The sequence below is a fragment of the Clostridium tetanomorphum genome, assembly GCF_017873215.1.
In the GTDB taxonomy this organism is placed as follows: domain Bacteria; phylum Bacillota; class Clostridia; order Clostridiales; family Clostridiaceae; genus Clostridium_AO; species Clostridium_AO tetanomorphum.
The window spans coordinates 83,223-100,299 of record NZ_JAGGKA010000003.1; the positions used below are offsets into that span (position 1 = coordinate 83,223).

The 17,077-nt window shown below is 29.0% G+C and carries 17 protein-coding genes; all 17 read left to right on the forward strand.

Going from position 1 to position 17,077, the window contains the following annotated elements:
- Positions 1–74: 74 nt before the first annotated feature.
- The 17 genes from J2Z24_RS03890 to pduL all read left to right on the forward strand — a co-directional run bounded on the left by J2Z24_RS03890 (position 75) and on the right by pduL (position 17,075).
- Positions 75–1,397, forward strand: a complete 1,323-nt coding sequence (locus J2Z24_RS03890) for a metallophosphoesterase family protein (RefSeq protein ID WP_051593099.1) — start codon at positions 75–77, stop codon at positions 1,395–1,397.
- Positions 1,398–1,399: 2 nt separating this feature from the next.
- Complete coding sequence (locus J2Z24_RS03895) at positions 1,400–4,153, forward strand: ATP-binding protein (RefSeq protein ID WP_307861358.1); 2,754 nt, start codon at positions 1,400–1,402, stop codon at positions 4,151–4,153.
- A gap of 262 nt (positions 4,154–4,415) precedes the next feature.
- Positions 4,416–5,579 carry a 1-propanol dehydrogenase PduQ gene (locus J2Z24_RS03900; RefSeq protein WP_035146211.1) on the forward strand — a complete coding sequence of 388 codons (1,164 nt, stop codon included), beginning with the start codon at positions 4,416–4,418 and terminating at the stop codon, positions 5,577–5,579.
- 210 nt (positions 5,580–5,789) lie between these two features.
- Positions 5,790–6,134: an ethanolamine utilization microcompartment protein EutS gene (gene eutS, locus J2Z24_RS03905; protein ID WP_035146215.1), complete on the forward strand. Its 345-nt coding sequence runs from the start codon at positions 5,790–5,792 to the stop codon at positions 6,132–6,134.
- A 17-nt stretch (positions 6,135–6,151) separates the two neighbouring features.
- On the forward strand, positions 6,152–6,580 hold the full coding sequence (locus tag J2Z24_RS03910; protein WP_035146217.1) for a EutP/PduV family microcompartment system protein: 429 nt from the start codon (positions 6,152–6,154) through the stop codon (positions 6,578–6,580).
- 89 nt (positions 6,581–6,669) lie between these two features.
- Positions 6,670–7,236, forward strand: coding sequence for an ANTAR domain-containing response regulator (locus J2Z24_RS03915; protein WP_035146220.1), 567 nt, complete (start codon positions 6,670–6,672; stop codon positions 7,234–7,236).
- A gap of 15 nt (positions 7,237–7,251) precedes the next feature.
- Positions 7,252–8,670: a GAF domain-containing sensor histidine kinase gene (locus tag J2Z24_RS03920; protein ID WP_307861357.1), complete on the forward strand. Its 1,419-nt coding sequence runs from the start codon at positions 7,252–7,254 to the stop codon at positions 8,668–8,670.
- Between the two features lie 125 nt (positions 8,671–8,795).
- Positions 8,796–10,223, forward strand: a complete 1,428-nt coding sequence (gene eutA, locus J2Z24_RS03925; protein ID WP_035146225.1) for an ethanolamine ammonia-lyase reactivating factor EutA — start codon at positions 8,796–8,798, stop codon at positions 10,221–10,223.
- 25 nt (positions 10,224–10,248) lie between these two features.
- A complete protein-coding gene (locus J2Z24_RS03930; protein ID WP_035146227.1) occupies positions 10,249–11,613 on the forward strand; it encodes an ethanolamine ammonia-lyase subunit EutB in 1,365 nt (454 codons plus the stop codon).
- A gap of 20 nt (positions 11,614–11,633) precedes the next feature.
- Positions 11,634–12,524, forward strand: coding sequence for an ethanolamine ammonia-lyase subunit EutC (gene eutC / locus J2Z24_RS03935; protein ID WP_338078438.1), 891 nt, complete (start codon positions 11,634–11,636; stop codon positions 12,522–12,524).
- Positions 12,525–12,541: 17 nt separating this feature from the next.
- A complete protein-coding gene (gene eutL / locus J2Z24_RS03940) occupies positions 12,542–13,195 on the forward strand; it encodes an ethanolamine utilization microcompartment protein EutL (protein WP_035146231.1) in 654 nt (217 codons plus the stop codon).
- Between the two features lie 14 nt (positions 13,196–13,209).
- Positions 13,210–13,683, forward strand: a complete 474-nt coding sequence (locus tag J2Z24_RS03945) for a BMC domain-containing protein (protein WP_035146233.1) — start codon at positions 13,210–13,212, stop codon at positions 13,681–13,683.
- A 26-nt stretch (positions 13,684–13,709) separates the two neighbouring features.
- Positions 13,710–13,838 (forward strand): hypothetical protein, encoded by a 129-nt coding sequence (locus J2Z24_RS21580; RefSeq protein WP_276512150.1) that lies wholly within the window; start codon positions 13,710–13,712, stop codon positions 13,836–13,838.
- Positions 13,839–13,844: 6 nt separating this feature from the next.
- Positions 13,845–15,290, forward strand: a complete 1,446-nt coding sequence (locus J2Z24_RS03950; RefSeq protein WP_035146234.1) for an acetaldehyde dehydrogenase (acetylating) — start codon at positions 13,845–13,847, stop codon at positions 15,288–15,290.
- Between the two features lie 43 nt (positions 15,291–15,333).
- Positions 15,334–15,618: a BMC domain-containing protein gene (locus J2Z24_RS03955; RefSeq protein ID WP_035146237.1), complete on the forward strand. Its 285-nt coding sequence runs from the start codon at positions 15,334–15,336 to the stop codon at positions 15,616–15,618.
- 59 nt (positions 15,619–15,677) lie between these two features.
- A complete protein-coding gene (locus J2Z24_RS03960) occupies positions 15,678–16,436 on the forward strand; it encodes a cobalamin adenosyltransferase family protein (RefSeq protein ID WP_035146240.1) in 759 nt (252 codons plus the stop codon).
- A 12-nt stretch (positions 16,437–16,448) separates the two neighbouring features.
- A complete protein-coding gene (gene pduL, locus J2Z24_RS03965; protein ID WP_035146242.1) occupies positions 16,449–17,075 on the forward strand; it encodes a phosphate propanoyltransferase in 627 nt (208 codons plus the stop codon).
- The last annotated feature ends 2 nt before the right edge of the window (positions 17,076–17,077 follow it).

Genomic DNA, 17,077 nt, shown 5'->3' on the forward strand with positions numbered 1-17,077 from the left:
TTAACTAATAACTTATTAATTCTTTTATATGATATAATTTAGTATGCAAACCATTAGAGAAAAGGAGAGATTTAATGGGAAAAAATTTTAGTTTTATACATACTGCGGATATACATTTAGGAGATAGGCTACATTCAAATAGCAGTTATTATAATAAAGCCTTTAGTGAAGCTCCTTACAGGGCTTTTTGTAATATATGCAGTTTTGCCATGGAGAATAAAGTTGATTTTATATTGATTTCTGGAGATTTATTTCATAGTAAAGGAAGATCTATTAATGCAGATAAATTTTTTTATGAGCAGTGTAATGAAATAGCACCTATAAAAGTGTTTGTAATAGCAGGAAATCATGATCCTATAGAAGAAAGAATAGAAGTATTTAATACGCCATCAAATTTATTTTATTTTAGTGGTGATTTAGTAGAAGTTAAAGAAGTGTATAAACACAATGATTTATTATGCAGAATAGTAGGACAATCTTATAGAAAAAAGGCTGAAGAAAAAAAGATACATAAAAATTATGGAGAATATATAAAAGAAAACAATGTTTATAACATTGCTCTTTTACATACACAGTTAGAAAGTAAGAGAAATAATTATGTTCCATGTTCATTAGGAGAGTTAAAGGAAATAGAAAATATAAATTATTGGGCATTAGGACATATTCATAAGGCTAATGTTGTATGTAAGGAGAAACCTTTTATAGCTTATCCAGGTGTGCCTCAGGGTTATGATTTTGGAGAAGATAATATAGGTGGTTTCTTTTATGTCAATGTAGATGAAAATTTTTATACTAAGGTAGAGTTTATTCATTGTTCCCCCATAGTTTGGGAAAAAATATATGTAAATATTGATGAAAAAGATGAAGAGGCAAATAATATTGAGGATATAGAAGAGTTAATTATTAAAAAAGGTGAAGAACTTATAGATACTAGTAATTCATTAAATTTAGGGATAGAAGAGAAGGATGATGTTTTTGGTATAGAAGGTTACATTGTGCAATGGATATTAAAAGGGAAAGTAGCAATGCACAATATATTAAAAGAAAAAGAAGAAGATATAATTGGACTTTTAAAAGAAAATTTAAATAATAAATTGTTTAATGAACAGATTCCTATATGGACAGAATATGTAGGTATTGAAACAAGACAACTAATAGATGAGGATGAGTTGGAAAAGCATGCTTTATATAAAGAGATAAAAGAAATAGTAGAAGTATGTTTATATAATGAAGAGTATAAAAAAATCATCTGCAAAAGCTTTGGAAAAATATGGACTAATAAGGCAGAGGAAGAGTGTAATGACACAGAATTTTCAATAAGCCAAAATACATATAGTGAAATTATCCTTAAAGCTTTTTCTCATATTAAAGAAAAAATTTTGGAAAGTAGTGATTGAAAGTGTTTATAAAAAGGCTTTATATTGGAGATTTTGGTATCTTTCATAATGAAAGTGTAAAAGAATTACATAATGGTATAGTAGTTGTAGGTGGACTAAATAGAGCTGGTAAGTCATCCTTGCTTAAAGTGCTAACTAATTTAGGATATGGATTTACTAAAGTGGGTAATCTTCCATCACCTATTAGTGAGTATTATATAGAGGCAGATTTAGAAAAGGAAAATAAAATATATAATTTAAAAATGAAAGGATATGGGGAGCCTATTATAACTCCTCAATCTGGTAGTTTGTATAATATAGATAAGTATACTTATAAAGAACTTTTTACAATAGATTTAGATAGACTAAATAATTTTTCTAAGGGAGATAAAGAACTTTACTCTATACTTTTAGGAGCTGGACTCAAAGAGGTAATTAAATTACCTAATATTATAGAGCAGCTTAAAAAGGAAGGAGAAAAAATTGGGGGGAAACAAGGAAATCCAAGTACTAAGTTATTTAAACCCTATTATTTAAAAATTAAGGAGGCTTCTTTAGAAAGAGATGAAGCTTTAAAGGAGAAGAAACTATTTTTACAGGAAAAAGAAAAATATAAAAGTATAATAGAGAAAATAGAAAAAGAAGAATCTAATCTAAAAAAGCTAAGAGAAAATATAGCTTTAGTAGATTTATGGAAAAATAATTATAAAAATTATATTGAATATAAGAAAATAAAAAAAGAACTAGAAAAAGATTATAATAAAGAAATAATGAAGAAGTTTAGCATGTATTCTTTAGAAAGAGTATATGATTTAAAAGAAGAACATGAAAAAATAAGTGAAGAGTATAGCAAAAAAATCATTTATTCTAATAATATTTTAAAAGAATATAAAATAAATAAAGAGATGATTATAAAAAGTTTACCTAAGATAGAATACTACTTTAAAGAAAGCTCTGGTATTAAGGAAAAATATAAAAATCTTTTATCTTTAAATGAAAAAAACAAAAGAGAAAGAGAAAATATAAAAATGCAAATAAATAATGCTAATAGTAATGTAAAAGGTAATTTAGATTATATAATGAGCATTAATAGTGATTTAATAAGCATTAATTATGTAGTAGAACTAATAGAAAAATATAGGGAATTAAAAGAAGAGAAAAAGGATATAAGTAATAGATTGAACTATATAAATAATGAAGAAAATTTAGCTTTGGACAAAGTGAAAGAAAATAGAGAATTAAAAAGAATAAAGGGTATATATTATATTATTTTACTTATATTTTGTGGAATTACTACACCTATGTTAATTGCTTCTAAAAACAAATTTTTATCTTTATTTATAGGAATTTCAATGGTAACTATAGGTATAATATCTTTTTATTTTTTAACATTGCTAAGTAAAAAAGATAGAAAAATAGAAGTACGAAATGAGAGAAAAGATTCAATAAAAAAGGATGAGGAAAGATTAAAAGATATTGAAAATAAAATAGACCAAATAGAAAAAGATTTTAATGACTTTAGAGAAATTCTCAAATTAAATAGTAATATATCTTATGAAGGGATAAAGGAATATTTAATTTATATTCAAGATATAAAATTTAAAATTCAAAATCTGTATTTAAATGAAAATAAAGAAATGCAGCTTAAAAATGAATTAAAGAATTTAGTAGATGAAATTAACTTGTTAATACAGCAATGTTACCATAAAGATAAAAACTTTATAAAGTTAAATGAATATACTATTTTTGATGAAATAGAAAAGTTATTACAATTAGGAAATATTATAAAGGAAATTAAAATTTATAAATTAGAGAAAGAAGAAATAGAAAACAAAATAAAAGAATATCTTTCTTTAAATCATGGAGAAAATATAGAAGAAATTTTATATGCTTATATAGAAAATATAAAAAAGTTTAGAGAATTAGAAAAATTAAAAGAAGAAGAAAATAAAACTTTTACTGGTTTAAAATATGCAGTAGAAATGCACAAAGAGGTAAGCCTTTTAATTGATGAAAAGGAAGTAAATTCTATAGAGCATATATTTGAAAAGATGAAAGAAAAATATTCTTCATTATATGAAATAGAAGAAGATTATAAAGAACTTTTACAAGAAAAGGATATATTAAATAAGTGTATAGAAGAGCTAAAAGAAAAAAAACATGAAAGTCTATACAAAATTAAAAGGCTAGAAGAGTCTAGTAATTTGGAAAAATCTCAAGGGAAAATCTATGATGCTAAAAGAGAATTAAAGCCTTTAGCTGAGAAGTATGCCATTTTAAAAGCTTCATCTTTTATTTTAGAAAAGGTATATGAAAGTTTTTTAAATGAAGCTAAGGATAATATTTTAAAAGATGCTAGCTCAATGTTCAATAAGATAACCTCAGGGGAATATGAAAAAATACTTCCAGGAGAAGATTTAAATAAACTTAATTTTAAAACCCTTTTAAAACATGGGGAAAAACATGAGGATTCCAGTATATTAAGCAGAGGTACAAGAGAAGGATTATTTTTTTCTGTAAGGTTGAGTAGAATAATGGAGTTAGAGCCTATGCCTATTATAATAGATGATTCTTTAGTAAACTTTGATTCAAAAAGTTTAAAATCTACAATTAAAATATTAAAGGAATTATCTAAGAGAAATCAAATTTTTATACTTACTTGTCATAGTAAGCTTATAGAATTAATAGAAGAAGATAAGAGTGTTCAATATATTAAATTGAATGCTGGGGAGTTTTCTCACATAGGAAGAAAAGAATTGATAGAATATTTAGAGTAAATCAATTGTATAGGTGCTATAAATATATTGACAGCGGTAGTAAACAGATGTAAAATTAAACTAAAATTAAATATAATCAATGTTGTACAATGAAGTGCAATTAATTTAAGGCATAGAAGCCTCTAAGAATCTTAGGATTTTTAGAGGCTTTTTTTACTCTATAGGGAATTGTAAATCACCCCTTCTCAATTTTCAACTGATATATATCAACTAAAAAGGTGTGTTACACTTTTTTATGAATAATAGAAAAGGAGAGTATATAATGAATGAGTTTAAAATTATTCCTAAAATTTATTTTGGACAAGGTTCTATTAAACATTTATCAAATATAAATGTGAAAAAAGCTTTTATTGTTACAGATCCATTTATAGTACAATCAAATATGATTTTAAAGATTACAGAACAGTTAGATAAGGCAGAAATCAATTATAAAATATTTTCAGATATTGTTCCAGATCCTCCTATTGAGACCATAGCTAAAGGAATAAATTCAATGGCTGATTTTGAACCAGAAGTAATAATAACTATAGGTGGAGGATCCTCAATAGATGCTGCAAAAGGAATAAAAATATTTCAAGAAATTATAAAAAATAAAATAAATAATGAGAATTATGAAAAACCTTTAATGATAGCTATTCCAACTACTAGTGGTACAGGGTCAGAGGTTACTAATTTTTCAGTTATTACAGATAAAATTAAAAATATAAAATATCCATTAGTTGAAGATGGTTTAACTCCAGATGAATCAATTATTGATCCAGATTTAGTTTTAACTGTTCCTAAAAATATTACTGGAGACACAGGTATGGATGTTTTAACTCATGCTATAGAAGCTTATGTATCTACAAACTCTTCTGATTATAGTGATGCTCTTGCAGAAAAGGCAATAAAGCTTGTGTTTAAGTATCTAATAAAAGCATATAAAGATGGAAGCAATGTGGAAGCTAGAGAAAAAATGCATAATGCATCCTGCATAGCTGGAATGGCTTTTACCAATGCATCTTTAGGATTAAATCATGGTATGGCACATATTTTAGGTGGGAAATTTCATATTCCTCATGGAAAAGCTAATGGGATTTTACTTCCATATGTTATAGAATATAATTCAGATATAAATATTATAAGGAACAATAAAGTTTCTAAAAACATGGAAAGATACTCTGAAATTTCTTCATTTTTAAAGTTATCATCTTACAATCCTAGAGAAGGAGTAAAGAGTTTAATAATTGAAATAAAAAGTATGTTAAAAGCATTAAATATCCCTACTAGAATAAAAGATTTAAATATTAAAGAAGAAGAATTTTTAAATGAAGTAAAGGATATGGCTAAAATAGCAATAGAAGATAGGTGTACGTCTACGAATCCTAAAATATGTACAGAGGGAGAAGTAGAAAAGATATTTTTAAAAGCCTATTATGGAAGATGAAAAATATGTTAGAATTTTTAGAAAAAAGAGATACTTTTGATAATTTACTTGACATGTAAAGCTTTTAGTTATAGAATATAAATATAAAATTAAATAAAAAATCACAATGGAGTGATTGATTAATGGAGCAAAGTGGCTTTTTAATTATACGGTATAACTACGTGTATTTAAAAAGCTTTTTTATTTATTATTTAAGCAAGGGGTGATGTTTTGGAAGAAAAACAGAGGGTTATTCAAGAATATGTGCCAGGTAAACAAGTAACATTAGCCCATGTAATTGCACACCCTGATGGAAATGTATATAGGAAGTTAGGATTAAGTGAAGATTATAGAGAAGCTATAGGAATACTTACTATAACTCCTAGTGAAGCAGCAATAATAGCTGGTGATGTGGCAAGAAAAGCAGCTAATATAGAAATAGGATTTATTGATAGATTTAGTGGCTCTTTAGTTATAGTAGGTGATGTATCTAGTGTAGAAGAAGCATTAAAAGAGGTATTAAATGTACTAACAAATATATTATCTTTTACTCCTACCAAAGTTACTAAATCTTAATTAGGAGGAAATACATTTTGAAAAAGTTGATGCTAATAGGAAAAACTGGATGTGGTAAAACTACATTAATTCAAACTATTAATAATGAGAATATAAGCTATAAAAAAACTCAAGCAGTGGAATATTATGAAAATATAATAGATACACCAGGAGAATATATAGAAAATAGAGTGTATTATAATGCACTTATAGTTTTAGCTTGTGATTGTGACATTATGGCATTGGTACAGGATTGCACAAGTGAAGATAATATATTTCCACCTAATTTTGCAGCTACATTTTCTAAGCCAGTGATTGGGATCATAACCAAAATAGATATGTGTAAGTGTAAAGAAGATATTGATGCTGCAAAAAATTATTTGATAAGTAGTGGTGTAAATGAAATATTTGAAGTAAGTGCTATTAATAATGAAGGAATAGACAGAATAAAGGAAATATTGTATTAGATGCTTTATGAATAGGGCATTTTATGCTATTATAATATCATGGATAAAATGATAAAAATTACATTATATAACATTAGAGGGGGAGAAATATGAGGACTATAGTAATAGCCGATGATGAGCCTATTACTAGAATGGATTTACGAGAAATGTTAGAGGAAGTTGGATACAATGTTGTAGGAGAAGCCTCTGACGGATTTGATGCAATAGAATTATGCAAGAAGTTTAATCCAAGTATTGTAATAATGGACATAAAAATGCCTTTACTTGATGGAATTAAAGCTTCAAATATTATTATAAGTCAGGAGTTAGCAGGTGCAGTAGTGTTGCTTACTGCATATAGTGACAGAGACTTTATTGAAGAAGCAAAAAAGGCTGGTATAATGGGATATTTAGTAAAGCCTATAGAGGAAAAATCCCTAATACCTACATTAGAAATTGCAGAACATAAAGGAAGGGAAATAAGAAATATAAAAAAAATAGCAAAGGAAACTAAAGAGAAGCTTGATGCCAGAAAAGTTATAGAAAAGGCTAAAGGAATTTTAATGAGAGAATATAATTTATGTGAAGAAGAAGCATATCAAAAATTAAGAAAATTAAGTATGGATAAGAGATGTACTATGAAGGACATTGCTTCAATAATAATTATGAATCAGTGATTTAAGGTGGCTATTATGACAATGATTAGAAAATTGTGTAGAGAATACACTAACTTATCCAATAAGGATATAGAGAAACTAGAAAATATTGAGGATATACTTCAAGGTATAGCAGATTTGGCTAAGGCAGATGTATTCATTGATTGCCCTACAAGGGATACAAATGAGGCTATTGTAGTAGCAGAAGCTAAGCCCACTACTGTACCTTCCATGTATACCAAAACTGTTGTAGGACAACTGGCTTTAAGGGATAATGAGCCAGCAGCATTAAGAACATTGGAATTAGGTCGCACTACAATAAATTTAAAGGCTGTTACTCAAGAAAATGCCAATGTTACTCAAAAGGTAGCACCTATAAAAAATAATGAAGGAAGAACCATAGGGGTGCTTATTTTAGAACAAGATATAACTGAACATATAAATAATAATAGACATATGAAAATGCTTAAAGAGACTACAGAACAGCTTACAGAAACTATTGTATCTTTAAGTAATACTAATAATGAAGAAAATATTACATACCATTTAAATGATGCAATAATAATATTTAATTCAAATGGTATAGCAGTATTTTCAAACCCAGTTGCTAACTTGCTATATAAAAAATTAGGATATAAAGATAAAATAGTTGGAATGAATTTTGAAAACTTAGTTTTGGATGGTAGGAACTTTAATAATATGGTGGAAGATGGTGACTCCATTATATCAGAAGTAACTGTTGGAAAACTATGTTTACAAATAAAATATATTTTAACAAAACCTAAAAATGATCGTATAAAGATGTTAATGATAGTAAGAGATATAACAGAGGTAAAGGAAAAAGAAAAGGAATTAATTTTAAAATCAGTAGCTATAAAGGAGATACATCACAGAGTAAAAAATAATTTACAAACTATAGCAAGTCTTTTAAGACTTCAGTCAAGAAGAATAGATAATGAACTTACAAAAGATGCTTTTAATGAAAGTATAAGCAGAATATTAAGTATTGCAGCCACCCATGAAATATTAGCCCAAAATGGAGTAGATGATGTAGATATTAAAGAAGTTATACTTAGAATAAAGGAAAATATATTAAGATTTTTTAGTATATCATCTAGGAATATAGAAGTTAATGTAGAGGGAGATAGTTTAAATATAAACTCAGATAAAGCAACTTCTATTGCATTGATTGTAAATGAAATACTACAAAATTCATTAGAGCATGCATTTGTAGATAAAAATGAAGGGAAGATAAATATACAGGTAGAACAAGGGACTAATTATTGTAAATTAAGTATAGAAGATAATGGAAGAGGATTTGATCCAAAATGTACTAATCCAGAAAATTTAGGATTAAATATAGTGCGAAGTATAGTAAAAGATAAATTAAATGGAAGTTTAAATATATATTCAGGAAATAAAGGAACAAAAGTTGAATTTGATTTTAAAAATTGAATAATAAAACACAAAGAAGTGTTTTTATATTAAGGCAAAGAAGCCCAGATTTATACTATTATGGTATAGCTCTGGGCTTTTAGTTTTAGTGATAAATAGGGATTTAAAGAAAAGAGGGAAGTAAATTGAGTGAAGACATATTAAGTGTAGGAATTGATATAGGAACATCTACAACTCAACTTGTATTTAGCAAAATAATTATAGAAAATATGGCTTCTAGTTTTTCAATACCAAGAATTGTAATAACAGATAAGAAGATAATTTATAAAAGTGATATATATTTTACTCCATTAATTTCACAAAAAGAGATAGATGGGGTAAAGGTAAGAGAAATAATAGAAAAGGAATATAAAAAAGCAGGAATAAAATTAAGTGAAGTAAATACAGGAGCTGTAATAATAACAGGAGAAACAGCTAGAAAAGAAAATGCTAAAGAAGTTTTACAAAATTTAAGTGGACTTGCAGGAGATTTTGTAGTTGCAACTGCAGGGCCAGATTTAGAATCAATAATTGCAGGTAAAGGAGCTGGAGCAGCTTCCCTTTCAAAAGACAAAGGACGAACTGTTGTCAATTTGGACATAGGAGGGGGAACTACAAATTTAGCAGTATTTAAAGATGGAGAAGTTATAGATACTGGATGTTTAGATATAGGAGGAAGACTTATAAAATTTAAAGATAATAAGATAGATTATATTGCTCCTAAAATCAAAGAATTGTGTAGTTTTAAAAAGATTGAACTAAAAGAGGGCATGGAAATAGATTTAAATATAATTAGTAAAGCAGTAGAGGAAATGGTAAATATTTTAGAAGAAACTGTTGGATTAAGAGAGAAATCATTAATATATAGAAGGATTATTACAAACAAAGGATTGAATTTAAATTATAAAATTGATTGTGTTACCTTTTCCGGAGGAGTTGCAGATTGTATTTACAAAGATGAAAATAAAGATTTATTTAAGTTTTCAGATATAGGAATACTACTAGGTAAACAGATTAAGGATTCAGATATAGTAAAAAAGTTAAAATTAGAGGTTCCTAAGGAAACCATAAGAGCTACAGTAGTTGGAGCAGGATCACATACTACCGAAATAAGTGGAAGTACAATAACTTTTACAAAAGATTTGTTTCCTATAAAAAACGTACCAATATTAAAGCTTTCATCTAATGATGAGGCTAATAATTATAAAGATACAGCCCAAATAATAAAGGAAAAACTTAAATGGTTTAATGTAGAAGATGGTATGCAGCATGTAGCCATCGCTTTAAAGGGGGTGAAGAACCCAAGTTTTAAACAGATTCAGCATATAGCAAAAGTTTTACTTCAGGGTATGGAAAGTATTTTAAAAGAAGATTTCCCAGTGTTTGTGGTTGTGGAGAATGATGTAGCTAAAGTTCTAGGACAGACCATTAATAGGTTGCTTAATGGAAGCAAAGAAGTAATATGTATAGACAGTATAAAAGTAGAAAATGGCGATTATATTGATGTAGGTAGGCCACTTTCAAATGGAAGAGTGCTTCCTGTTGTTGTGAAAACATTAGTTTTTAATACTTAAAGTTTATAGTGAGAGGTGAATTTTAATGAAACTTAAAACTAGACTATTTGGACAAAGTTATGAATTTAAATCAATTAAAGAAGTGTTAGCGAAAGCTAATGAAGAAAAATCCGGTGACAAATTAGCAGGTATTGCAGCTACATTTGTACAAGAAAGAATAGCAGCGAAGGTTGTACTAAGTGACTTAACATTAAGTGACTTAAGAAATAATCCTGTTGTGCCTTATGAAGAAGATGAGGTAACTAGAATAATTCAAGATGATGTGAATGAAAAAATATATAACCAAATAAAAAATTGGACAGTATCAGAGCTTAGAGAGTGGATATTAAATGATCACACCACAGGAACTGAAATTAAAAGGATAAGCAGAGGACTTACTAGTGAAATGGTAGCAGCAGTAACAAAACTTATGTCAAATTTAGATCTTATATATGGTGGAAGAAAAATAAGAATTAGTGCTCACTGTAATACAACTATAGGTCTTGAAGGAACACTATCTGCAAGATTGCAACCTAATCACCCAACAGACAATATAGATGGTATCATGGCTTCTCTTATGGAAGGATTAAGTTATGGAGTTGGAGATGCAGTTATAGGGTTAAATCCTGTAGAAGATACTGTAGCCAGTGTAACAAAGGTTTTAAGTAGGTTTAATGAATTTAAAGAGGAATGGAAGGTACCAACTCAGTGCTGTGTTTTGGCTCATGTAACTACTCAAATGGAGGCAATAAGAAAAGGAGCTCCTTCAGATCTTATATTTCAAAGTATTGCAGGAAGTCAAAAAGGTAATGAAGCATTTGGTATTACAGGAGAATTGTTAGAGGAAGCTAGAGCATTGGTTTTAAAAGAAGGTACAGGAACAGGACCTAATGTTATGTATTTTGAAACAGGACAAGGTTCTGAATTATCATCAGATTCACATCATGGTGCAGACCAGGTAACAATGGAAGCAAGATGTTATGGTTTTGCTAAAAGATATAGTCCTTTTTTAGTTAATACAGTTGTAGGTTTTATAGGACCTGAATTTTTATATGATAATAAACAAGTAATTAGAGCAGGACTAGAAGATCATTTTATGGGTAAATTAACAGGCATACCAATGGGATGTGATGCTTGTTATACAAATCATATGAAGGCAGATCAAAATGATATAGAGAATTTGGCTGTATTATTATCTAATGCTGGATGTAATTATTTTATGGGAATTCCTCATGGCGACGATGTAATGTTAAATTATCAATGTACAGGATACCATGAAACTCCAACATTAAGACAATTACTAAATCTAAGGCCTATAAAAGAGTTTGAACAATGGTTAGAAAATATGGGACTTATGGAAAATGGAAAATTAACTGATAGAGCAGGGGATGCATCAATATTTATTAGATAAGTAGAGGGGTGAATTATATGATTAATGAAAATGACATAATGAAGTTAGTAGAACAGGTTATGTTGGAATTAAATAAGAAAAATAAAGATGACAATACTTGTCAAGATAATAGCATTGTTAATGAATGTATAAATGCAGTAATAGAAGATGGAGAAATTCCGGACATAACAGAAGTAGATTTAAAAAGTCAAATATTAGTTCCTAATCCAGAACATAAAGAAGAATTTTTAAAGCTTAAAAATAGTACACCTGCTAGAGTTGGAGTGTGGAGGGCAGGTCCAAGGTATAAAACAGAAACTATGCTTAGATTTAGAGCAGATCATGCAGTAGCAATGGATGCAGTTTTTAATGATGTTTCAGAAGAATTTTTAAATGAAATGAACTTATTTTCCATAAAGACAAAATGTAATAATAAGGATGAATATTTAACAAGGCCTGATTTAGGGAGAAAATTTGATGAAGAAGAATTACAGAATATAAAAAATAACTGCATTAAGAATCCTCAAGTACAAATATATGTATCTGATGGACTAAGCTCTACTTCTATTGAAGCAAATGTAAGAGATGTACTACCAGCTATAATACAGGGACTTGAAGGATATGGAATAAAAGTAGGCACTCCGTTCTTTGTAAAATATGGAAGAGTACCAGCTATGGATGTAATTTCCGAAACAACAGGTGCAGATGTAACCTGTGTTCTTATAGGGGAAAGACCTGGACTTGCTACTGGAGAAAGTATGAGTGCTTATATTGCATATAAAGCTACAATAAATATGCCAGAAGCCAGAAGAACAGTTGTATCTAATATCCATAAAGGTGGAACACCACCTGTTGAAGCTGGGGCACATATTGCAGATATTATAAAGTTAATGCTTGAAAAGAAGGCCAGCGGACTTGATCTAAAACTTTAATTTTGGAGGGGAAATTCATGAAAAATGATCCTATTCGAGCAAAAGTATTAAGTGTAAAGATGATACCAAATGTAGATGAGGATATGGTTGAAGCTTTTAAACTACAACCACATCAAAGAAGTCTAGGACTTATATCCGCAGATATAGATGACGTTTCCTATACTGCGCTAGATGAAGCAACAAAGAAGGCAGATATAGAAGTAGTATATGCTAGATCCATGTATGGTGGTTCTGCTAACGCTAATACGAAACTTGCAGGTGAGTTTATTGGAATTATTGCAGGACCTAATCCAGCAGAGGTAAGAAGTGGATTAAATGCTGCTATAGACTTTATAGAAAATGATGCTTGTTTTTATAGTGCTAATGATGAAGATAATATTGTTTACTATGCTCATTGTATATCAAGAACAGGTTCTTATTTATCCAAAGTAGCTAATATTGAAGAAGGAGAAGCAATAGCTTATTTAATAGCTCCTCCATTGGAAGCAATGTATGCATTAGATGCGGCACTAAAAGCAGCAGATGTAAAAATGGCTGCATTCTATGGGCCACCATCTGAAACAAACTTTGGTGGAGGACTCTTAACAGGAAGTCAATCCGCATGTAAAGCAGCTTGTGATGCTTTTGCAGCAGCAGTTCAATATGTAGCGGAAAATCCTGATAAGTTTTAATTAAAGGAATGTCTATGCGAAAAGAAGCTTTAGGAATTATTGAAACCTTAGGATACATTGCTGCTGTAGAAGCCTTGGATATAAGTTTAAAATCAGCTAACGTAAAGTTTGTAAATTGTAATTTTGTTAGAGGAGGACTTATTAATATAACTATTTCTGGAGATGTAGGTGCAGTTAAAGCTGCTATAGATTCTGTTACAGGTTCTTTGCAAAATTCTTCTAGTTTAATAGGAACTCATGTAATACCTAGACCAGCTGATAGTGTGTGGAATATGCTAGAAAGAACTGACCCAAAAGATAAAAGTATAAATGAAGATCTACAAAATTATGATAACAAAGAAAATGAGAATACCTTAGAAAAGTTAGAAGATAATAAAGAAAAAAATAAAGATATTGAAGATAATTCAGAAAAAGTTAAAGAAGAAGTTGAAGAGGACAAATTAATAGAAGACGAAAATAAAAAAATAGAAGATGAAAAAAAAAGTTAAAAATAAGTAAAGAAACTTTAGAAAAAATGAAGGTAATAGAACTTAGAAGACTTGCAAGAAAATTAAAAATTAATACACTAACTAAAGTTCAAATAAGAGATGGAAGAAAGAAGGAAATAATTAAAGCTATTCTTCAATTTTACGAAAGGAAGTAGGGAGAAATGGATCTTATCTATAATGATTTAAAGTCAATACAAGAGGTAAGATGTCTCATAGAAAGGGCAAAAAAAGCTCAAAAGATTTATTGTGAGCTAGGACAAGAAAAAATAGATTATATAGCAAAAAAAGTTGCAGAAGCAGGAGAAAGAAATGCTGAAACATTGGCTAAATTAGCCGTTGAAGAGACAGGATTTGGAAAATATAAAGATAAAATTATAAAAAATAAATTTGCTAGTAGAGTTGTATATGAAAGTATAAAAAATTTAAAAACTATAGGTATTATAAAAGAAGATATGAATAAGAAAGTTGTAGAAATAGGAACTCCAGTAGGAGTAATAGCTGGACTTATACCTTCTACTAATCCAACCTCTACAGCAATTTATAAATCATTAATATCATTAAAAGCTGGAAATGCAATAATATTTAGTCCTCATCCTAATGCTAAGAATTGCATAATAGAAACTGTAAACATATTAAGTAAAGCAGCAGTAGAAGCAGGTGCTCCAGAAGGAATAATAGGATGCATGACTATACCTACCATGGAGGGAACAGATGAGTTGATGAAAAATGATGATGTAGCACTTATTCTTGCTACTGGTGGAAGTGCTATGGTGAAAGCAGCTTATAGTTCAGGAACTCCTGCAATAGGTGTAGGACCAGGTAATGGCCCAGCTTTTATAGAAAAATCAGCAGATATAAAAAAGGCTGTTAAAAGAATAATCGATAGTAAAACTTTTGATAATGGAGTAATTTGTGCTTCTGAGCAATCTATAGTGGTTGAAGAATGCATAAGAGAAGAGGTTATAGAAGAGTTAAAAGCACAAAAATGTTATTTCTTAAATACAGAAGAGGGAGAAAAAGTATCTAAGTTTATATTAAGAGTTAATGGGACAATGAACCCACAGATAGTTGGAAAGGCAGCAAAAGATATAGCTAACATGGCTGGAATAAGTATCCCAAGTGAGACAAAAGTTTTAATATATGAACAAGAAAAAGTTGGAAAGAAATATCCATTTTCAAGAGAAAAGTTAGCTCCTTTATTAGCTTTCTATACAGAAAAGAACTGGGAAGAAGCTTGTGAAAAATGCATAGAAATCCTAAATAATGAAGGAATTGGGCACACTCTTATAATTCATTCAAATAATGAGGAAGTTATAAAAGCATTTGCTTTAAAAAAGCCCGTTTCTAGAATATTAGTAAATACTCCTGGAGCATTAGGAGGAATAGGAGGAACTACTAATTTACTGCCAGCATTAACTTTGGGATGTGGTGCTGTAGGAGGAAGTGCAACTTCTGATAATGTTAGTCCATTAAATTTAATAAACATTAGAAGACTTGCTTATGGAGCAAGAGAATTAGAGGATTTAAAACCAAAAGAGTCACCAATAGTTAATGATGAATTGATTTCAGAAATAACAAAATTGGTATTAGAAAAATTAAACAGTTAATATTTTTAAAATTTAAATATTTGATTATAGGGAGGAATTTATTATGGCTAATACAAATGCATTAGGAATGATTGAAACTAAAGGTTTGGTAGGAGCAATAGAAGCTGCAGATGCAATGGTAAAGGCAGCAAACGTTACTTTAATAGGAAAGGTTCATGTAGGTGGAGGACTTGTAACTGTAATGGTTAGAGGAGATGTTGGAGCGGTAAAAGCTGCAACAGACGCAGGAGCAGCAGCTGCTGAAAGAGTAGGAGATTTAGTTTCAGTTCATGTAATTCCAAGACCTCATGGAGAAGTTGAAATTATTTTACCTAAATTAGAGGGCTAATATATTAAATCCCGGATCTAGGGATCCGGGAATATACATTCATAAAAGGATGTGATGCTGTGAGTGTATTAACAGAATACAAATTAAGATCAGAATTGAGAAATAAAAAAATGGATGAGTATGTGGTTAGCAAGGATACTTTAGTTACCCCATCAGCTAGACAGTATTTAAATGAAAGAAACATTAAACTTGTTATAAAGGAAGAAAAAGAAAAGGAAAATACTAAAAATAGTATAGTTGATGAAAATAAGGATAAATACATTATGCCTAAATACGTGAGTATGTATTCAGGGGGATATTTTGAAAAAAAACCAGAGCATATGACTCAACTTTTAGGAAATAAACTTGTATTTAAAACTCATCCTAGGATTGTATTAAGAGGAAAAATAGATAGCTTAGAGTCAAGAATACTACAAGTTCAAATACTGGCGAACAAAGAACGAAATGAAAAACTTGTTAAAGATTTAGAAGAAGTTATTTATTTTGTAAGAAATATTTTAAGAAGTGAAGTGCTAGAAGAGGAGATAAAAGATTTTATTTTACTTGGAATGAATGAAAGTGAAATGAGGGAAATGTCTCATTACCCTAAAAAATATTTTAATGTAGATCATATATTGCCAAGCTATAAAATGGGAGAAATTTTAGTAGAGTTAAATTCACTTAGAAGTTATTCAAGAGAAGTGGAAATTGCAGCATTAAACGCATTTAAGAATGAAGAAGGAGAAATTAAGAGAAATGATATAATTCAATGCTTAAATAGGTTAAGTAGTTGTTTTTATATAATGATGTGTAAACATTTAGCAGGTCAGTATAAATAAGAGGTGTGTTAAATGACAAGTATTGATTTAAAACCTATTGTAGAAGAAGTAGTTAAAAAAATAAAAGAAAAAAGTATGATTGAAGTAGAAGCCTCAGGGAGACATGTGCATTTAAGTAAAGATGATTTATATAGCCTATTTGGAGAAGGTTATGAATTAAATGTAAAAAAAGAGCTTTCGCAGCCAGGACAATTTCAATCTAGTGAAAAAGTTATGCTTGTTGGTAAAAAAGGAGTAATAAAGGATGTATCTATTTTAGGTCCTGTAAGAAATAAAACTCAAGTTGAAATTTCAAAAACTGATGCTTTAATACTTGGAATTAATCCAACTGTAAGAGACTCAGGAGATATAGAGAATAGTGAAGGCATTATTCTTTTATCACAAAAAGGATTTTTACAGATAAAAGAAGGGGTAATAATAGCTAAAAGACATATTCATATGACTCCAGAGGATTCTAAGTATTTTAAAGTACAGGACAAAGAAATAGTAAAGGTTAAAATTTACGGAGAAAGACCTCTTATATTTGAGGATGTATTAGTAAGAGTAAGTGATAATTACAAATTAAATATGCACATAGATTATGATGAAGCTAATGCATGTGGATACATTAAAGGAGTAAAAGCTGAAATTATAAAGTGAGA